Genomic DNA, 23,852 nt, shown 5'->3' with positions numbered 1-23,852 from the left:
CCAGTACAGTTATTGAAGTGCAATCGAACTCCGTGGCCGCCACCTTCGACCTGCTCGGCGACCGTCTGACGCTCACCATTCTGCGTCTGGCCTTCGTCGAGCACGCTCGGCGGTTCAATCACTGGAGCGAGAAGACCGGGGCGCCGCCGGCCGTGTTGACCGCACGGCTGGCGGCGCTCGTCGATGCCGGGGTGCTCGAGCGCGATCGCGGCGAATACCGGCTCACCAAGCTGGGATTGGACACCTGGGAGATCCTGGTCTGCGTCTGGTCCTGGCAACGGGAGTGGACAGCGGAATGGTCGGTGCTGCCCGAGTTCGTCCATCTCGACTGTGGGCATCGCGGGCCGCCGGTGCTCATGTGCCGGGGGTGCGGGCGGACCGTGACCCCGCATGACACCGATGTGGAGTTGGATCGGGATGCGCTGTGGCACATCACCTCCGGTCGGCGCCGCTCGGCACGCTCGACCACTCCCGCGCGGGTCGACGCTCGTTTCGACGAAATCATGGAGGCCATCGGCGACCGCTGGAGCGCCGCGGTCACCGGGCTGGCGCTGGCGGGTGTGCGCCGCTTCTCGGAATTCCGTGCGGCACTGCATATGTCGCCCACCACGCTGACCGAGCGGCTGACCCGGCTGGTCGAGGCGGGCATCCTGCACCGGCCCGAAACCGATGCGCGCGAATACCGGCTGACCCCCCGTGGCCGAGCTCTGTTCGGGGTCTTCGCCTTCCTGCTCGCGTGGTCGAATCACGCGCATCCGCTGAATCCGGAACCCGGTCTGCGGATTCATCATCGGGAGTGCGGTGCGGTACTGCTTCCGGCGCTGCGCTGCCGCGGTTGCGATGCCGAGTTGGGCCGCACCGATGTGCGGTTCGAGTCTTGACAGCCTCTGCTGAGACGCGTATCACTTCATTAACTGTAGTGAACTTCGCCGGGCTCTCGCGGTCCGGCCGCTGGAGGCGTAGCTCATGCCGCTCAATGAAGAACTCATCGCACCCGCCGCCGAGGCGCTGACCAATCCGTACCTGGAGGGTCCGTACGCGCCGCAGGGTGCCGAGATCACCGCCACCGACCTCACGGTGCTCGCCGGTGAACTGCCCGTGGACCTGGACGGGGTATATGTCCGCAATGGACCCAATCCGCAGTTCGCGCCGCTGGGGCGGTACCACTGGTTCGACGGCGACGGCATGCTGCACGCGGTGCACTTCGAGAACGGGCGGGCCACCTACCGCAATCGATACATTCGCACCGCCGAGTTCGAGGCCGAGCGGGCGGCGGGGACCGCGCTGTGGCGCGGGGTGATCGAGCCCTGGGACGGCAATCCCGCCGGGGACCGCCGCGAGCGCAACTCGGCCAATACCGATGTGATCTATCACCATGGCAATCTGCTCGCGCTCTGGTACCGCGCGGGTAAGCCGTACGCCATCGATCCGGTCAGCCTGGAGACGCACGGGGTCGACGACTTCAATGGCACACTGCCGGGTGAGGTTTCGGCGCATGCCAAGGTCGATGAGCGCACCGAGGAGTTCCTGTTCTTCGACTACGGCATCAATGCGCCGTACCTGCGCTACGGCGTCGCCGACCCGACCGGCAAGGTCACCCATTTCACCGGGGTGGAGCTACCCGGGCCGCGGCTGCCACACGATATGGCGATCACCGAGAACTACTCCATTCTGATGGATCTGCCGCTCTACAACGATCCGCGTGCGGCGGCCGCCGGTCGATTCAAGATCTTCTTCGACCGGAACCTGCCCAGCCGATTCGCGGTATTGCCGCGCTATGGCGTTGGGGCGGAGGCGAAGTGGTTCGAGGCCGATCCCGGCTACATCTACCACACCGTCAACTCCTGGGAAGAGGGCGAGGAGATCGTCCTGATCGTCTGCCGCGTCACCGAACCCAGCCCGGTGTCCGACCGCGCCCATCCGCTGGCGCAGCTGCTCGCGTATCTGCGTCCGGAAGCCAAACTGCACAAGTACCGCTTCAATCTGCGGACCGGCGTCACCACCGAAACGCCGATGGACGATGTGAACACCGAATTCCCCGCCATCGATCAGAGCATCACCGGCCAACGCGGCCGATACTCGTACCAGATGCGCCTGTCGGTGGATCGCACCATGATCTTCGACGCCGTGATCAAATACGACTTGCTCACCGGCACAAAGGAAACCGCGCCCTTCGGTGACGGCATGCTCGGTAGTGAACTGACCGTGGTCCCGCGCCCCGGCGGCAGTGGCGAGGACGACGCCTACCTGACCATGTTCGCGCACAACAACCACACCGGCCTCGCCGAAGTCTGGATCTACCACGCCGCGGATATCACCCGTGGCCCGATCTGCCGCCTGGGCATCCCCACCCGAGTCCCCCTCGGCTTCCACGCCACCTGGGTCAGCGGCGAACGTATGCGTGCGGCCGCCCGGCCGATCGCCTGAAAAGGACTGCGCCCGTGCCCAACCCGCACCTCAGCGTCAGCCTCCCGTACTGGCAGGACCGCGACCCCCTCGACGCCCTGCTGGTAGCCGAAGCCGCCGACAAACTCGGCTACGACCGCCTCTGGCTCGGCGAGATGGCAACCTTCGACGCCTTCGCCCTGGCCACCGCGGTAAGCCAAGCGCCGGGGAATATCCCGCTCTGTATCGGGCCGCTCGCGGTAGCGGTCCGGACGCCCGCCAATATCGCCATGGGTGCGGCCAGCGTGGCCGCCCTCACCGGTCGCCGGGTCGACGTGGCACTGGGCACCTCGAGCACGGTGGTGGTGCGCGATTGGCACGGCCGCGAACGGACCGCCTCCGCGCAGCATTTGGAAGAATCCGCACAGATCGTGCGAGGTCTCCTCGAAGGAAGAAAGGTGGAGTACGACGGCGCGGTAGAAAACATCCGAGGCTATCGGCTGCGTCTGCCCGCTCCGGGTTTCGAACTCGTGGTGGCGGCGTTCGGCGAGCGGGCGCTGGCGGCGGCGGCACGGTCGGCGGATCGCGTGGTCCTCAATCTGGTCACCCCCGCGCAGGTTGTTCGATGCGTCGAGGCGATCCGGCGATACGCGGCAGAGGCGGACCGCCCACCTCCCGCGACATCGGTCTGGGTGACGGCGGCCGCCGATCCCACCCCCGAGATGCTCCTCACCCTCCGGCGCGGGGTGGTCGGGTACCTCCGCGCACCCGGCTACGACGCCATGTTCGACGAAGCGGGCTTCGGCGATGTGGTGCGGTTGGCCCACAGCGGTGCGCACCCGCGTGACGTGCTGGCGGCCATCACCGACGAATTGCCTTCGGCGGTAGGCATGCTGGGTGACGCGGCCACGCTGACGGATCGGCTCGCCGCCTACCGCGAGGCCGGTGCGGATGAGGTGGTCATCGTCCCGGTGACCTCGGCGGCCGACCTTGCCGGTCATCACACGCTCGAGATGATTGCGGGGATCGGTCGTGGGTGAAGCGCTGATCTATGACGCGGTGCGACTGCCCCGCGGGCGGGTACGGCGAACCGGCGGGACGCTGGCCGAACTGCCGCCGTATGAGCTGTTCGGACAATTGCTTTCGGCATTGGTGGGGCGTGGTTGCCCGGCGGATGCCGTCGACGATGTTCTTGTCGGGGTGAGTACCGCAGTGGGGGAGCAGGGTGGAGATATCGCCCGGGCCGCGGCGCTGTGGGCGGGATGGCCGGATTCGGTTCCGGGCGGAGTGGTTTCGCGGTTGTGCTGCTCCGGACTGGACGCGGTGCAGAGCGGTGCGGCTCGGGTCGCCGCCGGGTACGCGGACATTGTCGTCGCCGGCGGAGCGGAATCGATGTCGCGGGTGCCGATGCTCTCGGATCGGCCCGCTATCGCCTTCGACAATGATTTGGGCGAGCGGAGTGGGTTCGTCACCATCGGTGTGTCGGCGGATCTGACTGCCGCCGCGTATGGGATTACTCGCCCCGAGCTGGACGCCTATGCGGTGCAGTCGCACGGAAGGGCGGCTGCGGCAGCGGTTTCCGGGGCGCTGATCCCGGCCCGCAAGGGCGGCACCGTGCTCTTGGCCGCCGATGAAGGCGCACGGCCGGAGGCTTCCGTCGACGGTTTCGCCGAGCTGCCGGCGCTCTTCGGTGACGACCCGTCCTGGGAGCGGGTGGCTCGCCGACTACCGGACTCGCCGCGACCAGCGCGGGGGCTGCACACGATCGCCACCGCGCCGCAGCTCGCCGATGGAGCGTCGGCGGTACTGCTCGGAGGCGTCGGGGCGGCGGACACGTTGGGGCGAAAACCGTTGGCCGCCATCGTGGGAACGGCTCAGACCGCAGTGCGTTCGCCGCTGCTCACCGCTCCCGTGACGGCAGCCCGAACGGCTCTGCGCCGCGCCGGCATCACGGCAGCCGACCTCGATGTGGTCGAGGTGAACGAATCCTTCGCTGTCACACCGCTATTGCTGACCCGCGAACTCGGTCTGGACCCCGAGCGCGTCAACCCCTCGGGTGGTGCGCTCGCGGTAGGGCATCCACTGGGCGCCACCGGCGGCATCCTCATCGCGCAGGCCCTCGACGCCCTGTCCCGGTGTGACGGCGAGTATGCGCTGGTGACCATCCCGGCCGCGCTCGGCTTGGGCTCCGCCCTCGTACTGCGTCGCCTGTCATGAGCAAGAACTTCGAGTACTAGGGAACTTCATGGCCGAATTACCCACCTCCGCAGCACTTTCCAGTTCCAGACGGGCTACCACGACCAGGCATCCGGTGCGCCCCTGTCACCCGGAGGGGACCGTACGCGAGTACCTCGAGCGCGGCTGGTGGGAGGACGAGACCATCCCCGCCCTCTTCCGCCGCCGCGTGACCGAGACGCCGGACGCACCCGCGCTGACCGACCCGGCGAACCTCGAGGCGCTCACCGGCGCGATACCCCGCACACTCACCTGGCAGGGCCTCGACGATCATGTAATCGACATCGCGGCAGTGCTTTTCGCCCAGGGCATCAGGCAGGGCGACACCGTCGCCGTACTGCTGCCGAATACGATCGCGCTCACCGCGACCTATCTGGCGCTGTGGCGGCTGGGTGCGGTCGCGACACCCATGCCCGCCTCGTATCGGCGACATGAGATCTCCGGAATCGTCGCGGCCACCGAGGCGGACGCCATCATCACCGCCGGTGCGCTCGCGGAGAGGGCACTCGCGCAGGAAGCCCTGGCTGTGGCCGACGGCCGTGCCATCGTCTTCGCCTTCGGCCCCGAGATCCCGGATAAGGCTGTCGCACTGGGTGATCCGGCCGATTCACAGTCGCGTAGCCGCGTGCGCGACTACGAACCAGCCCTGCGGGTGACCGTCAATGATCGCATCACCGTCTGCTGGACCAGTGGCACCGAAGCCGCTCCCAAGGGCATCCCGCGCTGCCACGGTGACTGGCTTGCCGTAGCGCGTAGCGTGCAAGACGGCCTCGGCATCACCCCGGAGTCGGTGGTGCTCAACCCATTTCCCATGGTGAACATGGCCGGATTCGCCGGAGCGTTCCTGCCCTGGCTGCTGGCGGGCGGTCACCTGGTGCAACATCACCCCTTGGATCTCCCGGTGTTCTTCCGTCAGATCGCGGAACATCGCGTGACGCACACCAGCATGCCGCCCGCACTGCTGACCATGCTGTTGCGGAACGAACCGCTGCGCGCGCAGGCCGACCTGTCCTCGCTGTGGACCGTCGGTTCCGGCGGCGCACCTCTGCCACCGCCGGTCGTCCGTCGCTGGCAGGAGGAGCTGGGCATTGACGTCCTCAACTTCTTCGGTTCCAACGAGGGTGTGAGCCTGCTCGGCGCACCCGCCGACATTCCGGATCCGACTGTGCGAGCGCAGCATCTACCGCACTACGGTGCAGCGGGTGTGGAATGGTCGACCAGGCTGGCGGCACGCACCGCGGTGAAGCTGGTCGACGTCGTCACCGGCGAGACCGTCACCGAACTGGGCGGCAGAGGTGAACTGCGCCTGCGCGGTCCGGCGGTATTCGGCGGATACCTCCCGGGCACCGCCACTACAGAACCCTTCGATGAGGAGGGATTCCTCTGTAGCGGAGACGTTTTCGAACTCTGCGGTGCAGACGGCCGATACCTGCGCTTCGTCGACCGCGTGAAGGAGATAATCATCCGCGGCGGCATGAATATCGCACCCGCGGAGATAGAAGGACTGCTGTCCGATCATCCGGCGGTCGCCGACGTGGCGATAGTCGGCTATCCGGACGAGATCCTCGGCGAAAAGTGCTGTGCCTTCATCGTTCTCGCGCCCGGAGCGACGATCACACTGGACGATCTGGTCGAACACCTGCGCGCCCGCGAGGTCGCCTCCTTCAAACTGCCCGAGCGCCTGGAGATCGTCGAATCCCTGCCGCGCAACCCGGTCGGCAAACTCCTCCGTCGCGAACTCCGCGACCAAGTCTGAACCAGCACAACACGATCAGGAGCCTCTCGTGTCCGTCCACATCCTCGGTGGCAGCCAAACCGACTTCGCCGTCAACTGGCATCGCGCCGGACTCGGCTTCGACGCACTCGTTCAGACGGTGACCGAACAGACCCTGGCGGCGACCGAGATCAACCCCGCCGATATCGGAGTGATCCACGTAGGCAACGCCTTCGGCCAACTCTTCACCGGCCAGGGCCACCTCGGTGGTATGCCCGCCACCGTCCTCCCGGAGCTCTGGGGCATTCCCGCCAGTCGCCACGAAGCCGCCTGCGCCTCCGGCAGTATGGCGATCCTCGCCGCCATGGCCGACCTCGAATCCGGGCGCTACGACTGCGCCCTGGTGATAGGCGCCGAACTGGAGAAGACCGTCCCCGGCAACCAAGCCGCCGCGTACATGGGCGCCGCCGCCTGGGCAGGCCACGAAGCACAGGACACAGACCTGGTGTGGCCCACCATGTTCGCCGCCGTAGCGCAGGAGTACGACCGCCGCTACGGCCTCGACCCCACCCACCTGCACGCCATCAGCGAACTGAATATCGCCAACGCCCGCCTGAACCCACTCGCACAGACCCGCGAATGGTCCTACACGCCGGAGAGTTTCACCACCGACGACACCGCCAACCCGCCGGTAGCGGGGCCACTCCGCCGGCAGGACTGCAGCCAGATGACCGACGGCGCGGCCGCGGTGATCCTGGTCTCCGATCGATTCCTGGAGCAGCACAGGAACTTCCGCACCAAACACGCGGTGATCACCGGGTGGGGACACCGGACGGCAGGACTGCCCCTGGACCAGAAGTTCGCCGCCTCGGCAGCCGAACCGTACGTCTTCCCGCACGTGCGGCAGACAATGCGGGATGCGCTGACCCGGGCGGCTCTCACCGATATCACCGAGGTGGATGCGGTGGAGGTGCACGACTGCTTCTCGATGTCCGAGTACATGGCCATCGACCACCTGGGCATCACCCCGCCCGGGGAGAGCTGGAAAGCCATTGAGTCCGGCGAGATCAGCCGCTCGGGAACCCTGCCCGTCAATCCGGGAGGTGGGCTGATCGGTATCGGCCATCCTGTCGGAGCGACCGGGACCCGCATGCTGCTCGATGCCTACAAACAGGTCACAGAGCAGGCCGGTGGCTACCAGGTTGATGGCGCTCGACGGGTTGCGACGCTGAACATCGGCGGGAGCACTACGACCTCCGCTGGGTTCATTGTCGAAACATGGGGTGTCTAGCCATAACCCGAAAAGACAAGAACCCGAAAAGACAAGAGACGCCTGGACAAGAAGGGCCAAAGGCCCAAGAGACAAAGACCCGCGTACACAGGTTCGGACGCGACAGCACGTTTGAGGACCCCGCAACACCTACACAAGCCGATGCGTTGAGGGCTCTTGGTTTTGGGTCTTCGCTCGAGATCGGGACCACAGCCATCCAGCCCGGCTGGGTGGTGAGAGTGCGGCTCCGGAAAGGGGAGCTAAAGCCGGGTACGGCACGCGACGCCACCAGCACTGCCGCGCTTGTTTTGCGTGTCCTCCCGAACCCCGCTGGGACCGTGAGGTTCTACTGGTTCCCTGCTACGTAGGCCCCTGGTAGTAGCCCGCTGGTCTTTCGACGGACCACGGCCCGAGTGGCAGCCCAGGCGGTGAAAGGCCTACGGGCGCAGAACAAACGCCTGTAGCACCGGCGGGTGGGTTCCCTGTCGGTGGTACAGGCTGCTCAGCGTCGCTATCGCCGGGTGTGGGAGGTGTTGCGGGTGTTGAGCCATTCCTCGAGCCGTGCCCGCTCGCGTTCGTCACGGGCGTGGATACGGGCCAGGGTCGCGGCCGTCAACTCTCCCGGATGGTGCCGGTGATTCACTTGGGGTGTGCCGGTGGGGTCGATGTGCGGGGGTGCGATCCACCCCGTGTGGCCGGGGTAGTCGGTGTCGGGGCCCATGACCACGGTTTTCCATCCGCCGGGGCCGTCGTGGACCAGGCCGTGGCAGGCATCGCACGCCAGTGTCAGGTTCTCGATATCGGTCGGTCCGCCCTTGACCCATTCGGTGATGTGATGCACCGCCGACAGCGAGGCGGGCGCGCTGCATCCCGGTCGGGTGCAGCCCTTCTCGGCGGCGATCAACGCCAGCCGTTGGGCTCCGGTGGCCAGGCGCTCGTTCTCACCCAGGTGCAGGGGCAGGTCGGAGACGCTGAAACCGGATGCGGGACTGGCCGATACGGCACCGACCGCGGCAGGCGTCGCACCACGAGTGGTGACCGGCGTCGCGCTACAGGCCGCGCCGGATGCGGCGCCGGTGGTGCGGGCCGCCTTTCCGCGAGACCCAGCGGAGGTGCGGCGGATGCGGGCCAGGTGGGTCGGGGCCCCGGCCTTGTCCAGCACCGCGACGAAAGTACTCGAATCAGTCGCGGTGGCAGCGAGTTTCAAGGCCTCGGACACCGACAGGGTGCCCCCGGTCGCGGTGGTCGCGATACCGGCACCACGCTCCACATCGGCCACCGACATACTCAACACCGCCGCGACCGGCAGACCACGATGGCTGCCGAGCATGGCCGGATCCACACCGAAACGCAGGAAACCCAGCAGCGCATCATGATTGCGTTGCGCGGCGGTGCGGCCATCACGCTTGGCCGCCGCCGCCAACACCCCACGGTCGGCGGCATCGGCGGTGCTACGAGGGCTGTCGGTGTCCTCGGGGTTACACACGCCCGGGCGCGCCCACTTGGCCAGCATCGGATCCAACACCGCACGCAACGCCGGAGTGATCTCCCCCGACACCGGGGACATCCCGTTCACCCGCTGATGCCCGATACTCAACCCACGCAAACGTTGACGATCACGCTCGGCGGCCAACTCCCCGTCCGGGTACACCCGGATCAGGATCTCGTTCCCCAACCGCGGCAGGGCATCGGGCAAACCCGCGCGCGCGTAGTCGGTCAGGATGCGTTCGGCGGTCTCCTTCCTCTCATCCGGGAGGGTGTCGGGGAGTTTGTGCAGCGCGGCCACGATGTGCCGGGTGTGATCAGCCGAGATCGCACCCGCACGCTGAGCCTCGGCAACCAAGGGCAGTATCGGGTCGAGTTCTCCGGTGGGAAACACCCGGGGCGACACCAGTTTCGCGGTGTTCCAGCGCCCGGTGGCCTCGGCATGGGACAGGCGCAGGGTTTGTTCCAGGAACTTGACCGGGGTCGACACACCCGCACGCGCGGCCAGGCAACGGACACCGGTCTCGACCGTGAAACGATGTTTGACGGCCTCCGTTTTGCGGATCGCTGTTTCGACCACCCGCATTACCTCGATGAATTCCTCATCGGAATGCGGCACCAAGGACGCGTCCAGGACAGAGTTCACCGCCGTGAGCAGCGCGGAAGCGCTGCTCACGAGTGCGGTGGTCCCTCCCGAATTCATGCCTTTATTCTACCGTGATAGAACAGGGCGGGAAAGGCTGATTCTATTGTGATACAAGAATATTCAGAAGGAATGGCCTTTCATTGCAGGGCGGAAAGCAAGTCCAATCTTTTCGAATCCCGAACCGCTCCACGGTCCGCGGAAGTGGCGAGCAACGCGTAACTCCGCAGCGCCACGGAGACTGCTCGCTCCCGCGCGATCGGACGATATCCTCCCGCTGCTTCCAGGTGACCGCGACGCTCATTCAGTTCGTCATCCTCGACATGCAATGTCATTGTCCGAGAGGGGATATCGATCGTGATCCGATCCCCGTCCTGGACGAGTGCGATCGCCCCGCCAGCTGCGGCCTCGGGTGAAACATGGCCGATCGAGAGGCCGGAGGAACCGCCGGAGAACCGCCCGTCGGTCACCACCGCGCATTTCCCGGCCAGACCCCGGCCCTTGAGATATGAAGTCGGGTAAAGCATCTCCTGCATTCCCGGCCCGCCGCGCGGTCCTTCGTAGCGGATCACCAGCACGTCTCCGGGCTGTAAGCGTCCGGAGAGGATCGCGTCGACGGCGTCTTCCTGAGATTCCGCGACGATGGCGGGGCCGGTGAACGTGTGCATGTGTTCGGCGACCCCGGCCGATTTCACCACCGCGCCATCGGGTGTGAGGTTCCCGCGCAGCACCGCCAGTCCGCCGTCGCGCGAATACGCGTGGGCGCGATCGCGAATGCAGCCCTCGGCGGCGTTCACGTCCAAGGAATTCCAGCGCTCGGATTGTGAGAAGGCGGTCGCGGAACGTTTTCCGCCGGGCGCGGCGTGGAACATCTCCATCGCCTCGGCGGATGCTTTGCCACCGCGCACATCCCATGCGCTCAACCATTCGTCGAGCGAATCCGAATGCACCGCCAGCACATCGCGATGCAGCAGTCCGGCGCGGTCGAGTTCGCCGAGGATGGCGGGGATGCCGCCCGCGCGATGCACGTCCTCCATGAGGTAGTCGCCATTCGGCGCGACCTTGCACAGGCACGGCACCTGAAGGGACATCTTCTCGATATCGGTCAGGCCGTAGTCGAGTCCGGCCTCTTGGGCGGCGGCCAGGAGATGCAACACCGTATTGGTCGAGCCGCCCATGGCCAGATCCAATGCCACCGCATTGTCGAATGCCTTGTGCGAGGCCAGGTTACGCGGCAGCACACGGTCGTCGTCCTCGTCGTAGTACCGCCGGGTCACCTCCATGACCGTGCGACCGGCGGCCTCGTACAGCGCACGCCGGGCGGTATGCGTCGCGAGCACCGTGCCGTTGCCGGGCAGTGCCAGTCCGAGCGCCTCGGTGAGGCAGTTCATCGAATTGGCGGTGAACATGCCCGCGCATGAACCGCAGGTGGGGCAGGCGTTCTCCTCGATGAGCGCCATATCCTCATCCGACACCAGCGGCGACACCGCCTCGGACATGGTGACGATCAGATCGAGTCGTGAGCGCACGGTGCCGTCGACCAGCACGGCTTTGCCGCCCTCCATCGGCCCGCCGGAGACGAAGACCGTCGGGATGTTCAGTCGCATCGCGGCCATGAGCATGCCGGGAGTTATCTTGTCGCAGTTCGAGATACACACCAGCGCGTCCGCGCAGTGCGCGTTCACCATGTATTCGATCGAGTCCGCGATCAGATCGCGCGAGGGTAGTGAGTACAGCATTCCGCCGTGGCCCATGGCGATGCCGTCGTCGACGGCGATGGTGTTGAACTCGCGGGCGATACCCCCGGCCGCCCGCACGGCCTCGGAGACGATGCGCCCGACGGGCTGAAGATGAGTGTGCCCGGGCACGAACTCGGTGAAGCTGTTGGCGATCGCGATGACCGGCTTGCGGCCGATATCCGCGGACGGCACGCCGCTGGCTCGCATGAGCGCGCGGGCCCCCGCCATATTCCGGCCGTGCGTGACCGTGCGTGAACGCAATTGCGGCACGATGCCACCTCCTTCAGAAACTGCAACCGTGTGGTTGGAGTTTGGCATATGAGGCGGGGCAACTGCAACCATGCGGTTGGAAATGGTTGGATGGAACACATGGCGTGGGATACCGAGGGAACCAAACAGCGGCTGCTCGATGCCGCCGTGCACGAATTCGCCGAGCGCGGGCCGGACGGCGCTCGCGTCGCCGCCATCGCCGCCCGCGCCTGCGTCAACAAAGAACGCATCTACCAGTACTTCGGCGATAAGCAGGGCCTTTTCGAAGCCGTACTCACCGACCAACTGGCCCAGCTCGCGGCCTCCAGCCCACTCGATCCCGAAAAGGCCGGGGACCTGGCCGAATACGCGGGGCGCGTCTTCGACTACCACCGCACCCACCCGCAATTCCTGCGGCTACTGCACTGGGAGGGCCTGCAGACCACCGGCGGTGAACTACCCGCCGAATCCGCCCGCGCCTCGCACTACGCCGACAAGGTCGCGGCACTCGCCGAGGCGCAACGCGCGGGCAGGCTCACCGCCGACGTCGCCCCCGGATACCTGATGTACGCCGTGGCAGCCCTCGCCGCCTGGTGGTTCGCGGTACCCCAGGTGGTACGAATGCTGCTCGTCGAGGACATCGACAACCCGGACGCCATGCGGGCGGGGCTCATCGGCCTGGTTCGCCGACTGGAGATCCGGGAGTAGGTGCGGCACGCGCCAGCCGCTCGGCCAGCGCGGTGAGTACCGTCGAGCAACCCGCCTCGATTTTGAGTTTGGCCAGTTCGTCGCCGCGGGTCTCGCCGCGGTTCACGATCACCACGTCACGGCCGGTTTTCGCGGCTCGGCGCGCGAACCGCAGACCGGACATGACCGTCAATGACGACCCGGCCACCAGTAGTACTTCGGCGGCCTCGACCATCGAAAACGCCTCGGCCACACGCTGTCCGGGCACACTCTCGCCGAAGTAGACGATGTCGGGTTTGAGCATGCCGCCGCAACGCGCACAGTCCACCATGCGAAAACCGCTGGTATCGGCGACGACCGCGTCCGCGTCGGGTGCGACCTCGAGGCCGGTGATGCGCATGGTCTCGGCGAAGCCGGGGTTGGCCGCTTCCAGCTGTGCGGCGAGGGTCATCCGGGACAGCAGCGCCTCGCAACCCAGGCAGCGCACTCGCGCGTACACCCCGTGCAGGTCGATGACCGCGCGTTGGCGTGCTTTGGTGTGCAGGAGATCCACGTTCTGGGTGATCACTCCGGTCACCACCCCGGCGCGCTCCAATCGCGCCAGCGCGTGGTGACCGGCATTGGGACGCGCCGCGTCCATGTACCGCCAGCCGACGTGGTTGCGTGCCCAATAGCGTTGCCGGAAAACGGGATCGCCGACGAACTGCTGATAGGTCATGGGATTGCGGGGTGGTGAATCCGGTCCGCGGTAGTCGGGGATGCCGCTGTCGGTGGAGATGCCCGCGCCGGTCAGCACCGCCACCCGGCGGCCGGTGAGCAGGTCGTGCAGCTGCTCCAGCGAGGTATCGGACATGGTCGACAGCTTACGAGCCCGGCCGTGTTGTGTGCCCGGTCACACGGTGTCGCACCTTGCCCGGCCGGCGAGATCGCCGCACCGGTCCGGTCCGGAATGGCCCGCGCTTGTCAGCGTGGGCCGTTGGTATTGAGGAAGACGACGGGGCCGCGGCCGAAGCGGCCCTGTCCGTTCATATCCAGCAGTGCGGCCATGGCCTTGGCGGTATAGACCGGCTCCAGGGTCAGCTGCTCCAGATCCGCCGAGAGTGTCTGCGCGGTAGTGGCTTCGGGGGTGGGACAGCCGTAGCCGGGGCCGAGATAATCGGTGACGATATCGAGATTGCCGGTGGTGGTGACGGTTTCGGGCAAACGCGCACCCCGTTCACGCAGCAGTCGCGCCGAGCGGTCGGCCAGCCCGGACAGCGTCGGTTCGTCCAAGCGCAGCGTGTCATTGACCACGACGCCGACCACCCGGGTGGCCAGCCCCGCCAGCCGCATCCCGAGCGACAGTCCGGCCACCGTGCCACCGGAGCCGACCGGGGTGACGATATGCGTGGGCTCGGGCAGCTCACCCGCCCGGACCTGCGCCGCGATTTCGAGCGCGGCCTCTACGTAACCCAGTGCGCCCACCGCCGAGGAACCACCCGCGGGCAGGAAGTACGGCGGCCGCCGACCGGAGAAGCTCCGGGCCAGAATGTACGGCGCGGAGAGAATCGTCCGCGTTTTGGTCTTGGTGAAGTACAGCTTCGCGCCCGATACCCGCAGCCGCTCCAGCTGTGCGCGCACATGCTCGTCCATCGGCTGATCGATAAGCGCCAGAACGGTTTTCAGCCCGTGTTCACGTCCGTAAAGCGCGGTCGCCAGCCCCCAGTTGGTGCCGAGCCCGCCCACGGTGACAATCGTGTGCCGGTGCTGACGCAGCGCGTCGGGCAGCAGCCACTCCAGTTTGCGGACCTTGTTGCCGCCCCAGCCGCCGTCGCCGAATTCGCTGTCATCCTTGACCCACAGGTCGGCCGCGACCGAATCGAGTGAGGTCAGCCGCCGCACCGGGGTCGGACTCTTACCCAGGGTGAGGTGCGGCAGGGTGTGCTCGAGTTCGGGGTACTGCTGATGCAGATGCGGCGTCACCTCACCAACGTATCGACTGCCCAGTCCTTATACGAGCGTGGCGAGGCGCACATGAGGCCTGCTGGAGCATGACCGGCTATTCGGAGCCGTCCCGGGACGCTTTTCCGGCGGGTATCGGCGGACATACCGTGGCCCTGGAGCGTTTCGTAATCATCGAAGTGCACTGCTGATCCGAGTAGAATGTCGGTGGCGGGCAGCGGGGACCGCGAAGGGGGCGAACACGATTCGGGTGGCTCGCCTATCGCTCATCTAGGAGCATCCATGCCTGGTGTCATCGACCGAGTCCTCATAGTCACCGGTGCGGGCGGCGGTCTGGGCCGCGAATACGCGCGATTGCTCGCCCGTGCGGGCGCACTGGTGGTGGTCAATGATCTCGGCGGCAGCCGGGACGGCACCGGATCCGGTACCGAGATGGCCGATGCCGTGGTCGCCGAGATTCGCGCGAACGGCGGTACGGCCGTTGCCAATTACGACAGTGTGAGCACCGAGCAGGGTGCGCGCTCGCTCGTCGACACCGCCGTGCGCGAGTTCGGCGCGGTGCACGGCATCGTCAACAATGCGGGCATCCTGCGCGATTCCAGCTTCGCCAATATGGGCGCGGACGACTGGGAAGCGGTGCTACGCGTGCACCTGTTCGGCGGGTACAACGTCACCCACGCCGCGTGGGGGCACTTCCGCGAGCAGGGCTTCGGGCGGATCGTCATGGCCACCTCCACCTCCGGTCTGTTCGGGAACTTCGGCCAAGCCAATTACGGCGCAGCCAAACTCGGCCTCGTCGGCCTGCTCAACACCCTTGCCATCGAGGGCCGCAAGTACGACATAACCGTCAATGCCGTCGCACCCATGGCCGCCACTCGCATGACCGCCGATATCGCCCCCGCCGATCTGCTGCAACGACTTCCACCCGCGCATGTCGCCCCGGTGGTCGGCCATCTGCTCAGTGACGAGTGCGAGGACACCGGCATGGTGTTCATCGTCGGCGGCGGTTCTGTGCAGCGTGTGCAACTGTTCACCAATAAGGCCGTGTTGTTCCCGGACGTCCCGAGCATTGACGAGGTGCGCGACAATTGGGGTCGTATCACCGATATGGCCGACGCTCAACCCGGGGCCAACCCAGTGGGCTGAGCTGCCCAGAAGGAGCCTCGCCATGAGCGGGAACCATTGGGACGCATTGGTTGTCGGAGCCGGGGCGGGTGGACTCTGCGCCGCCGCCCGGCTGTCGCACCAGGGCTACCGAACACTGGTGGTGGAGTGTCTGGACCGGGTCGGCGGGCGCGCCTCGACCATCGATATCGATGGCTTCAAGGTGAATACCGGGTCCATCGGCGTCGAACTGGGCGGTATCACCGAACAGACCTTCGCCGAGGTGGGCGCGAAATTCGAAGTGCGCCCGGCCAACCCGCCGATCCTGTATCGAATCGGCGGGCGCACGGTGGATATCACCACCGGCGGCTGGGAACTGTTGATCTCCCAGCTGATTCGACAGGGCGAACCGCTACTGAAGGACTCCGCGGCGCGCGTCAACGGCGCCATGCCCGACCGCGAGCTCTGTACCGCCGACTGGGTGCGACAGCACACCTCGAATGCGGCGGTGCACGGTGTCTTCCGAGCCATGTGCGGCACCGCCTTCGAGGTCGGTCCGGAGGAGCTGCCCGCGCGAGTCTTCCTGACGCACTTCTCCGATGCGGCCAAGTTCGAGAACTTCGGCTTCTGCCCGGAGGGCACCATCGGGCTCTGGAAGGCGCTCGCCGAGGTGGTCGAGCGCAATGGGGGAGGGGTGCTGCTCGATACCCAAGCCGAGCGGCTGCACGTCGAGGCCGGTCGCATCGCCGGGGCCCGGTTGCGGCGGGACGGCGAAATCATCGATATCACTTGCGATTTCGCGGTCAGCGATATCGGCCCGTCGGCGACCCTGGATCTGGTCGGACCGGAGCACTTCCCGTCGGAGTACATCGGCACGGTGCTCCAGGGTGATCTGCCCAGCGGTATGATCTCGGTCCATTTCGCCAGTCGCGAGCGCCTGCTGGACGCACCCGGACTACTCAGCTTCGTGAACACCCGAAGGCTCTGCTACGCGGCGGAATTCACCGCGACCTGCCCGGAGGTGGCACCCGAGGGCTGGTATCTGTACGCCGGCATCGGCGTACCCAAACCATCGGTCGGCGACTTCGACGCGGATGCCGAGGTCGCTCTCGTGCTGCACGATCTGCGCTGTGAGATAGCGGGTTTCGAGCGTGCCCGGCTGCTGTCGATCGATGTCACCCGTGACGACTGGCCACCGCAGCGCACCGTCGCCGGCTACGACCTGCCGCACGATACGCCGATCCCGAATCTCTGGAATGTCGGTGACGCGGTGAAGGAGTACGCGCACGGCGGCACCACCGCCTGTGCCGAGACCGCCAAGATCGTGGTGGACAAGATCGCGCTCAGCGGAGTTTCTCGGCCGTCCCAGGTAGCCGATCGACCATAGCCACCACATAGTCGGCCACGAGCTCGATGAGCATGGGCCGCTCCACCTTCAGGCCACCGTCCAACCACACCAGGATGAGTTCGGCGGCCCCGCCGGTGATGAACTGCGCCAGTGCGGTGAGCGCGATGTCGTCACCCTCGGGAATATCGAGCAGTACGCGGGTCTGCTCGATAATCGTCTCGGCCACCCGGCGCATACCCTCGAAGCGCATACGCATGAGCGCCTCACTGCCGTACGCCTGCGCGAAGGCGATCTGCGCGCGCCGCGGATCATCGGTGACGGCGATGATGAGCGCCGCGACACCCGCGCGGATCTTGTCCTCGGGTTCGCCGGGTGTCTCGATCATGGTGGTGCGGGCGTGATCCAGGGCAGCGGTCTGCACCTCCTCCAGTAGCGCCGCCGCCAAAGCGTCCAGATCGCTGAAGGATTCGTAGAAGAAGCGCGGACCCACCCGTGCCTGTTCGCAGACCCCGCGCACGGTCAGCGCGACCAGGCCCTGGGTGCCGACGATTTCCAGGGCGGCGTCCAGGAGTCGGCGTCGCCGCTGTTCCTTGCGCTCATCGGTGGAGGTTCCGCGATAGGTCCCATTGAAAGTTCGCGTCACCTTCACAGCTTGGCACAGATATCAGGAAACGACCGTTTACGGAAACGGGCGTTTCCGCTACCGTGGATACATGGTGCACCGTAGAGCCGTCCTGAACCATCGAATTCAGTGCCGGGCGGCCGGGGTACTGGAGCGCTACCCCTCCGCGCCGCGCGCCCTCGCCACCCCACCACCCGGTAGCGGGCTCAAACCCGTCATGGGTGATTTCGGCCCACCCGGTATCGGCCATATCGTGGGTCAGCTCGCCGATCCGATCGGCTTCTCACGCAAGCGGATGCAACAGTTCGGCCCGGTGCAGTGGAGCGGTGGTTTCGGGCGGCGCATCGTCGGGCTGCTGAGTCCGCAGGCCGTCGAGGAGCTGGTGCTGGATCGGCAGCATGTGTGGTCCGCGCAGCGCGGGTACGACTTCCTGATCGGACCGTTCTTCCGGGGCGGAATCCTGTTGCGGGACTTCGACGAGCACGCCTTTCATCGCCGTATTCTGCAGCAGGCCTTCACCCGCTCGCGGCTGATCGGTTATCTCGATCTGACCACCCCGCGCATTACCCGGGGCGTGGACGGCTGGCGGCCCGGGCCGGGCTTCCCGCTCTACGATCACGTCAAGGCCATGCTGCTGGAGCAGGCCACCGTGGTCTTCGCCGGAGCCGAACTCGGTCCGGAGGCAACACGTTTGGGGCATGCCTTCGAAGACGCGGTGCGCGGCGGGCAGGCCATGATGCGCTTCAATATGCCCGGCGGGATCTGGGGCCGAGGGCTGCGCGGGCGGCAACTGCTCCAGGATTACTTCCGCCGGGAGCTGCCCGCCAAGCGCGCGGGGCAGGGGGATGATCTGTTCAGCGTGCTCTGCCATGCCGAGACCGAGGACGGCGAATCCTTCACCGATACCGACATTGTCGATCACATGATCTTCGTGATGATGGCCGCGCACGACACCAGCACCAATGCCATCTCCATGATGAGCTATGAGCTCGCCCGGAATCCGCAGTGGCAGGACCGATTACGCGCGGAGTCGCGGGCGCTGGGCAAGCCGACCCTGGACTACGGCGATCTGGACCGACTCACCGGATTGGAGCTGGCGTTCAAGGAGACGCTGCGCATGTACGCGCCCGTCGGACAGCTGGTGCGCGAATCCATTGCCGATACCGAGATTTCGGGCTTCTACATCCCGAAAGGCACGCTGACCATCAGCGGGCCGTACGCGATGATGCGCACCGCCGAGTACTGGAAGAACCCGGACGTGTTCGACCCCGAACGCTTCGGACCCGAACGCGCGGAGGACAAATCGCACCGCTTCGCCTGGCCGCCCTTCGGTGGCGGCGCGCACAAATGTATCGGGCGGTACTTCGGCGGTATGACGGTCAAGGCGACCATGCATCGCATGCTGCTGAACTACCGCTGGAGTGTGCCCGAGGGCTATCGGGTGCCGCTGGTGGCGGGCACCGGTCCGCAACCGGCGGACGGGCTGCCCATCACCCTCGAAAAGCTTTAGCGCACGTCCCGTGGCACCCCGAGTTCCATATCGAGATAACGCAATTCGGGATCGCGGCGCTTACCGTTGCGGAACGCCCGGAACACCAGATCCTGCGGATGCCGTACCGCGAACACCTCGCGGAAGGTGATCACCGTGCGCCGGGGCGTATCGAACAGCCGCGGGTTGTAACCGGTCTGCGCGACCGGGCCCTCCCAGATCAGCGCCGCCCCGCCGGGCACACTGTGCGGGGCGAAGCTCCAGCCCAATTCCCGCATGCGCCGGTCGAATTCGCTCGCGCCGAGTCCGGCCACATCCCAGCCGCTGGCCTCGTTGAACAGTTGGCGTCCGTGCAGGAATTGCACGAAGCACGGATCCGGGCCGGGATGCGGGGTGCTGAGATTGATCACACCGTCCCAGGGCAGCGTGGTGAGCGCCCAGGCCAGCCGCGTCTCGAAATCGTCCCAGTCGGCGCAGAGGACGGGTGCGTCGCGCTCGCTGGGGCGCTCGGGGGCCAGGCCGTAATCGCCGACGGTATCGGGCGCGTCCAGGCTCCACGCGCTGAACCGCAGCCGATCCGGGCGCATGCCCAGGCCGCTACGCAGTACCGTCACAATCGATTCCGCGATCCGCTTGCGCTGTTCGAGACCGGCCCCGCGCCGCCAGCCGGTGCTCCACTCGCGGGCAGTGTGCGGTTGTTCGCGGACCCGCTTCACCGCCTGCCACTGCGCATCCGGTGCGGCGGAGTCGGTTTCGAGCGGTAGCGGGCACGGATCCCAGATGTCGTCGGGTTGAACGCGCAGTACCGAGACGAGTCGATCGGCGGCCTCGGTCCCGGTAGGCACCGCTACGACGGCCTCGATATCGCTGCCCTGCTTGGCGAAATGTATGTGCCGCCCGGTGCTTTCGTCGCGAACCTGGATGAATCGTGGATTCCACTCCAGTCCGAATTGATCGGCCTCCTCCTCGTCATCCTCCTCCAGGAAGAACGGCAGCCATTTCAGTAGTACATCCCAACCCTCTGCACCCATATCCGCCTCCCTCCAGGCTGCTCGCCAACCTACCGGGCGGTAGAGGCCGCGCCCGGCCATGGGTACCGGACAGTATGCCCGGCGTGGTAGAACCTGTTCTAGTTTTTCGACGAAGGACCCTGAATGAACTGGTACACCGGTAACACCGTTTATGACACCGTCTTGACGATCGCGTTCGGATTCGCCGCGTTCGTGCTGGTGGGAGGGTTGTTCGGGCAGAGCCCGTACGGCCGCTTCGCCACCGCCAAACTCGGCCTCAACCTCAATCCGAAGCTCGGCTGGTGGCTGATGGAGATTCCGGCCACCGTGGTCTTCGCGGTCGCCTACCTCAGCGGTCCGAACCGATTCGAGCCGACTTCCCTGGTGCTGGCGGCCATCTGGATTCTGCACTACGCCAATCGCGGCTGGTTCTTCCCCCTCTCGATTCGCCAGGTGCCCGGTAAGACCAGCAGTTTCAATGTTTCGGTCCTCGGCATGGGCATGTTCGTCACCGCCATGCACGGCTACCTCAATGGTGCGCTCTTCAGCCACGACTATCTGGGGCAATACGGCTCCGACTGGTTGACCGATCCGCGTTTTCTGATCGGGCTCGTCATCTATCTGAGCGGATTCGCCCTGCTGACCAGCTCCGAATGGATCGTTCGCAATCTTCGCGACAAGAACAATCCGGGTGCGACGGAGTACAAGGTGCCCTTCGGCCTCGGCTTCCGATTCGTCACCAGCCCCACCTATCTCGGTGAACTGCTGGCCTGGGCGGGCTTCGCGATCCTGACCTGGGCGCTGCCGGGCGTGGTCATCTTCCTTATCACCTTCGGCAATCTGGTGCCGCGCGCCTTCGCCACGCACACCTGGTACCGGGAGAAGTTCGCGGACTATCCGGCGGAGCGAAAAGCGCTGGTGCCCTTCGTGATCTGAGCATTGCGAACTAACGCCGCTGGCGGGTCGCCTTGTCGAGATACATGGCGGTGTCCACGGCGTGCATGAGCTCATCGATGGCGGTGGAGTGCGTATCCACCAGTGCGGTACCGATACTCGCGCCCACCGTCACCGAAAGCCCTGCCACATCGAACGGTTCGCGCAGTGCCGCCAGGATCTTCTCCGCGACCGCGGTCAATTCCGCTCCGCCCGTGCACTCTTCGACCAGCACGATGAATTCGTCACCGCCCAGGCGGGCCGCCACCGCGTTCTCCGGCAGCGCGGCGCGCAGGCGCTGCGCCACATCGCAGAGCACCCGGTCGCCGGCGGTGTGACCGCGCCGGTCATTGATCTCCTTGAACCCGTCCAGGTCCAGATAGCAGACGCCCACCTGACCGTCGGCCGCGGCGAGCCGGTCGAAGAAGAGCAGTCGATTGGGCAGGCCCGTCAGCGAATCGTGGTGCGCGTCGTACCAGAGTTGATCGGCGAGCTGTTTGCGTTCGGTGACATCGACGGTGACGCCGATCAGGAAGCGCGGCTTGCCCACACTGTCGCGCACCACCGACATGGACAGGTCGATGATCGTCACCGAACCGTTGGGCCGAGTGTGCACGGTCTCGGTGCGGAAGCTCTCCACCTGCCCGGTGATCAGCTGCTGGAAGCGCTCGAACGCGGTGCCGATATTGATCGGGCCGAGAATATCGGCCACCGACCGCCCCGGCATGGAATCGGCTGGGACACCGAGTGTTTCGGCCATGGCGCTGTTCACATCCACCACCCGGCCGGTGGTGATGTCGATGGTGCCGATACCGACCGACGCGCCGTCGAAGATGGCCTGGAAGCGGGCCTCGGACAGCTGCCGTCTGGCCTCGGCCTCGCGGGCCGCGACCAGCACCGCCGCCATGGTGCTCTCCTGTTCGGTCAGTGCGGCATTGCGCAATCCCGCCGTGAACGCGGCGGCGAATTCGGCGGCCACATCGATCGCGCGATCGCGCACCACCTCACCGTCGGGCGCTTCGGGATCGGCGCAGACGGCCCGCACCAGATCCTTGCAGAGCACCAGTACCGAACGGTGCACCGCGAGTGGGTCCCGGTAATTCGCCGCGACCAGCGCCTCGGCGGCCTCGCGGGCCACCTTCGAATCGGCGGTGCCGCGCACCGCGGCGATCAAGCCCTCGGCAAAGGGGTCCAGAAGCTGCTCGACCTGGGCGCGGGTGAGCGTGGGCGCGACCGCGCCGTCGAGCATGGCCGCCCACCGCACCGCCAGATCGTGTGCTGCTCCCACCTGAGACCCCCTGCCCCGAAAACCCTACCGCCGCTCAGGCTTTCCGGCCGACACCGGCCAAACCCAGAGAGCGGCCGGGTGTTTCGTGTTGATCGAGATCGGACTCCGGTCGCCACAGCGGTAATTCGACGACGCCCGGCTCCACCAGTTCCCAGCCGTCGAAGAAGGCGGTGATTTCCTCGCGGGACCGGAAGTGGATACCGACCTTGCTCTGATCGGCCGCGTTCGCACCGAGCTTGGCGGCATCCTCGGGGCGGGTCGCGGTGGTGAGATGCGAGATGGCCACATAGCTGCCCGCCGGTACCGCGGCATGCAGGGCGGCGACCGTCTCACCCGGACGGTCGTCCGCGCTGAGCAGGTGCAGGACCGCGAAGAGCAGGACGCCGACCGGACGCTCGAAATCGATGATGCCGGTCGCGCGGGCGGCGGCCAGCAGTTCGGCCGGTTTACGCAGATCCGCCTCGATGGCGGCGGCACCCGCATTGCCCTGCAGAATCGCGCGCGCGTGTGCGACGGCCACCGGATCGATATCGACGTACAGCACGCGGGAGTTCGGATCGATCTCCTGCGCCACCTCGTGCACATTGCCCGCGGTCGGGATGCCGGAGCCGATATCGAGGAATTGGGTCACGCCCTGATCCATCAGGAAGCGGACCGCGCGGCGCAGGAACGCGCGATTGCTGAGCGCCACCCGAGGCAGGTCCGGAACGAGAGTTTTGCCCATTTCCGCGGAGCGCCGGTCGATTTCGAAGTTATGCGAGCCACCCAGCAGTGCGTCATACATGCGGGCCGGGCTGGCCAGCGTCATGTCCACACCCTCCGGGGCCCATACCGGTCTTTCCATCCTGCACCCTCCTGCGATCGATCGAACCCGGCCGGAGGATCCCGTATTCCGATCACCCGGACGGTGCACCGCGATGTTAGCCCGGGTTCTCCAGAAATCCTGTAGCGGCATCGATCTCAGCGCAGCGGTACACCGGCCAACAGCAACCGGGCACCCAGGACCAGCGAGCCCAAAGCCACCAATCCGAACACCACCACCCACACTAGTCCCGGGATGTGCGTGAGGTGTGCCAGCTGATCGGCATCGGAGTTCGGCTCGTGACGGCGATTGCGCTGCAACTCGATCACCGGGCGCACCGCGGCCAGCAACAGGAACCACGCGGCGAAGTAGGCGAGTCCGGCCTGGGTCTCGTCGGTGCCGAACCAGGACACCGCGAAGAGCACGCCGCCCACCACGAAGATGGAGAGCAGGCCGTACCAGTTTCGCACCTTCACGAGCAGGACCAGCAGTAATGCGATGGTCAGCCAGAGCATCAGCGTGATTCGGTGCGCGCCGAGCAGTCCGGCGTACGCCAGACCCAGCAGCGCGGGCGCGGGATATCCGGCGGCGCTGGTGAGGATCATGCCCAAGCCATACGGTTTTCCGCTGGAGACCGTGAGTCCGGAGGTGTCCGAGTGCAAACGGATGCTGTTGAGTCGCCGACCCGTCAACAGCGCGGTGAAGGCGTGCCCGCCCTCGTGCGCGATCGTCACCACATTGCGCACCAGCCGCCAGGTCGGCCGGAACGCGACCAGTAGCAGGGCGATCACTCCCGTCACGATCACCAATTGCCACGGCGGCGCGGACTGGGTGGTGGTCAGTCGATCCACGATCGAGCTGCCGTGTTCGACGAACTCTGCGCTGTGCATCGCCGAACCATAGCGAGT

20 protein-coding genes are annotated in these 23,852 nt (G+C 66.4%); 11 read left to right on the top strand and 9 right to left on the bottom strand.

What is annotated here, in order from left to right; translation table 11 throughout:
• The first annotated feature begins 17 nt into the window (after nt 1-17).
• From OHB26_RS34445 to OHB26_RS34420, 6 genes are all read left to right on the top strand, one after another.
• Entirely contained in the window at nt 18-881 is an 864-nt protein-coding gene (locus tag OHB26_RS34445; protein ID WP_330181426.1) for a winged helix-turn-helix transcriptional regulator, read from the top strand.
• 85 nt (nt 882-966) lie between these two features.
• A complete protein-coding gene (locus OHB26_RS34440; protein ID WP_330181425.1) occupies nt 967-2,427 on the top strand; it encodes a carotenoid oxygenase family protein in 1,461 nt (486 codons plus the stop codon).
• Nucleotides 2,428-2,441: 14 nt separating this feature from the next.
• The gene (locus OHB26_RS34435) at nt 2,442-3,425 is read left to right on the top strand and encodes an LLM class F420-dependent oxidoreductase (protein ID WP_330181424.1); all 984 of its coding nucleotides are present in this window, start codon (nt 2,442-2,444) and stop codon (nt 3,423-3,425) included.
• Complete coding sequence (locus OHB26_RS34430) at nt 3,418-4,602, top strand: thiolase family protein (protein WP_330181423.1); 1,185 nt, start codon at nt 3,418-3,420, stop codon at nt 4,600-4,602. The genes OHB26_RS34435 and OHB26_RS34430 overlap by 8 nt, the downstream gene beginning before the upstream one ends.
• A 28-nt stretch (nt 4,603-4,630) precedes the next feature.
• Nucleotides 4,631-6,376 (top strand): class I adenylate-forming enzyme family protein, encoded by a 1,746-nt coding sequence (locus OHB26_RS34425; protein WP_330181422.1) that lies wholly within the window; start codon nt 4,631-4,633, stop codon nt 6,374-6,376.
• Between the two features lie 28 nt (nt 6,377-6,404).
• Nucleotides 6,405-7,625 carry an acetyl-CoA acetyltransferase gene (locus OHB26_RS34420; RefSeq protein WP_330181421.1) on the top strand — a complete coding sequence of 407 codons (1,221 nt, stop codon included), beginning with the start codon at nt 6,405-6,407 and terminating at the stop codon, nt 7,623-7,625.
• 490 nt (nt 7,626-8,115) lie between these two features.
• Here the strand turns inward: OHB26_RS34420 and OHB26_RS34415 are convergent, their stop codons facing one another.
• Both OHB26_RS34415 and ilvD read right to left on the bottom strand, forming a co-directional pair.
• Nucleotides 8,116-9,792, bottom strand: a complete 1,677-nt coding sequence (locus tag OHB26_RS34415) for an HNH endonuclease signature motif containing protein (RefSeq protein WP_330181420.1) — start codon at nt 9,790-9,792, stop codon at nt 8,116-8,118.
• An 80-nt stretch (nt 9,793-9,872) separates the two neighbouring features.
• A complete protein-coding gene (gene ilvD, locus OHB26_RS34410) occupies nt 9,873-11,741 on the bottom strand; it encodes a dihydroxy-acid dehydratase (protein WP_330181419.1) in 1,869 nt (622 codons plus the stop codon).
• 99 nt (nt 11,742-11,840) lie between these two features.
• On the opposite strand from ilvD, the gene OHB26_RS34405 reads away from it, so the two are divergent.
• Nucleotides 11,841-12,428: a TetR family transcriptional regulator gene (locus OHB26_RS34405; protein WP_330181418.1), complete on the top strand. Its 588-nt coding sequence runs from the start codon at nt 11,841-11,843 to the stop codon at nt 12,426-12,428.
• On the opposite strand, the gene OHB26_RS34400 is transcribed toward OHB26_RS34405, so the two are convergent.
• A complete protein-coding gene (locus OHB26_RS34400) occupies nt 12,391-13,260 on the bottom strand; it encodes a Sir2 family NAD-dependent protein deacetylase (RefSeq protein ID WP_330181417.1) in 870 nt (289 codons plus the stop codon). The genes OHB26_RS34405 and OHB26_RS34400 overlap by 38 nt on opposite strands.
• 110 nt (nt 13,261-13,370) lie before the next feature.
• Entirely contained in the window at nt 13,371-14,369 is a 999-nt protein-coding gene (locus tag OHB26_RS34395; RefSeq protein WP_330181416.1) for a 1-aminocyclopropane-1-carboxylate deaminase/D-cysteine desulfhydrase, read from the bottom strand.
• A gap of 261 nt (nt 14,370-14,630) precedes the next feature.
• On the opposite strand from OHB26_RS34395, the gene OHB26_RS34390 reads away from it, so the two are divergent.
• Nucleotides 14,631-15,494, top strand: coding sequence for an SDR family oxidoreductase (locus OHB26_RS34390; RefSeq protein ID WP_330181415.1), 864 nt, complete (start codon nt 14,631-14,633; stop codon nt 15,492-15,494).
• Between the two features lie 22 nt (nt 15,495-15,516).
• Nucleotides 15,517-16,839, top strand: a complete 1,323-nt coding sequence (locus OHB26_RS34385) for a phytoene desaturase family protein (RefSeq protein ID WP_330181414.1) — start codon at nt 15,517-15,519, stop codon at nt 16,837-16,839.
• Here the strand turns inward: OHB26_RS34385 and OHB26_RS34380 are convergent.
• Nucleotides 16,796-17,443 carry a TetR/AcrR family transcriptional regulator gene (locus tag OHB26_RS34380; protein WP_330181413.1) on the bottom strand — a complete coding sequence of 216 codons (648 nt, stop codon included), beginning with the start codon at nt 17,441-17,443 and terminating at the stop codon, nt 16,796-16,798. The two genes, OHB26_RS34385 and OHB26_RS34380, sit on opposite strands and share 44 nt — an antisense overlap.
• Before the next feature lie 70 nt (nt 17,444-17,513).
• Here OHB26_RS34380 and OHB26_RS34375 point away from each other — a divergent pair, with 70 nt between their 5' ends.
• Nucleotides 17,514-18,932 carry a cytochrome P450 gene (locus tag OHB26_RS34375; RefSeq protein WP_330181412.1) on the top strand — a complete coding sequence of 473 codons (1,419 nt, stop codon included), beginning with the start codon at nt 17,514-17,516 and terminating at the stop codon, nt 18,930-18,932.
• Here the strand turns inward: OHB26_RS34375 and OHB26_RS34370 are convergent.
• Nucleotides 18,929-19,942: a TY-Chap domain-containing protein gene (locus OHB26_RS34370; RefSeq protein WP_330181411.1), complete on the bottom strand. Its 1,014-nt coding sequence runs from the start codon at nt 19,940-19,942 to the stop codon at nt 18,929-18,931. The two genes, OHB26_RS34375 and OHB26_RS34370, sit on opposite strands and share 4 nt — an antisense overlap.
• Before the next feature lie 123 nt (nt 19,943-20,065).
• Between OHB26_RS34370 and OHB26_RS34365 the strand changes: the two genes are divergently transcribed.
• Nucleotides 20,066-20,857, top strand: coding sequence for a 3-oxo-5-alpha-steroid 4-dehydrogenase (locus tag OHB26_RS34365; RefSeq protein WP_330181410.1), 792 nt, complete (start codon nt 20,066-20,068; stop codon nt 20,855-20,857).
• A 10-nt stretch (nt 20,858-20,867) separates the two neighbouring features.
• On the opposite strand, the gene OHB26_RS34360 is transcribed toward OHB26_RS34365, so the two are convergent.
• The 3 genes from OHB26_RS34360 to OHB26_RS34350 form a co-directional block, all read right to left on the bottom strand.
• Complete coding sequence (locus OHB26_RS34360) at nt 20,868-22,142, bottom strand: diguanylate cyclase domain-containing protein (protein ID WP_330181409.1); 1,275 nt, start codon at nt 22,140-22,142, stop codon at nt 20,868-20,870.
• 34 nt (nt 22,143-22,176) lie between these two features.
• Nucleotides 22,177-22,986, bottom strand: coding sequence for an SAM-dependent methyltransferase (locus OHB26_RS34355; protein WP_330181408.1), 810 nt, complete (start codon nt 22,984-22,986; stop codon nt 22,177-22,179).
• Nucleotides 22,987-23,102: 116 nt separating this feature from the next.
• Nucleotides 23,103-23,834 carry a M50 family metallopeptidase gene (locus OHB26_RS34350; RefSeq protein WP_330181407.1) on the bottom strand — a complete coding sequence of 244 codons (732 nt, stop codon included), beginning with the start codon at nt 23,832-23,834 and terminating at the stop codon, nt 23,103-23,105.
• Nucleotides 23,835-23,852 lie beyond the last annotated feature (18 nt).

This window comes from Nocardia sp. NBC_01503 (assembly GCF_036327755.1).
GTDB lineage: Bacteria > Actinomycetota > Actinomycetes > Mycobacteriales > Mycobacteriaceae > Nocardia.
Note: the sequence above shows the minus strand (reverse complement) of the source record. Positions and strands in the feature narration are given on the sequence as shown.

Excerpts from the sequence above, each read along its gene's own strand:
- OHB26_RS34440 (WP_330181425.1), top strand. The coding sequence starts at position 967 with ATGCCGCTCAATGAAGAACTCATCGCACCCGCCGCCGAGGCGCTGACC.
- OHB26_RS34425 (WP_330181422.1), top strand. The coding sequence starts at position 4,631 with ATGGCCGAATTACCCACCTCCGCAGCACTTTCCAGTTCCAGACGGGCT.
- OHB26_RS34375 (WP_330181412.1), top strand. The coding sequence starts at position 17,514 with ATGGTGCACCGTAGAGCCGTCCTGAACCATCGAATTCAGTGCCGGGCG.
- OHB26_RS34350 (WP_330181407.1), bottom strand. The coding sequence starts at position 23,834 with ATGCACAGCGCAGAGTTCGTCGAACACGGCAGCTCGATCGTGGATCGA.
- OHB26_RS34385 (WP_330181414.1), top strand. The coding sequence starts at position 15,517 with ATGAGCGGGAACCATTGGGACGCATTGGTTGTCGGAGCCGGGGCGGGT.
- OHB26_RS34400 (WP_330181417.1), bottom strand. The coding sequence starts at position 13,260 with ATGTCCGATACCTCGCTGGAGCAGCTGCACGACCTGCTCACCGGCCGC.
- OHB26_RS34365 (WP_330181410.1), top strand. The coding sequence starts at position 20,066 with ATGAACTGGTACACCGGTAACACCGTTTATGACACCGTCTTGACGATC.
- OHB26_RS34405 (WP_330181418.1), top strand. The coding sequence starts at position 11,841 with ATGGCGTGGGATACCGAGGGAACCAAACAGCGGCTGCTCGATGCCGCC.
- OHB26_RS34370 (WP_330181411.1), bottom strand. The coding sequence starts at position 19,942 with ATGGGTGCAGAGGGTTGGGATGTACTACTGAAATGGCTGCCGTTCTTC.
- OHB26_RS34355 (WP_330181408.1), bottom strand. The coding sequence starts at position 22,986 with ATGGAAAGACCGGTATGGGCCCCGGAGGGTGTGGACATGACGCTGGCC.
- OHB26_RS34415 (WP_330181420.1), bottom strand. The coding sequence starts at position 9,792 with ATGAATTCGGGAGGGACCACCGCACTCGTGAGCAGCGCTTCCGCGCTG.
- OHB26_RS34390 (WP_330181415.1), top strand. The coding sequence starts at position 14,631 with ATGCCTGGTGTCATCGACCGAGTCCTCATAGTCACCGGTGCGGGCGGC.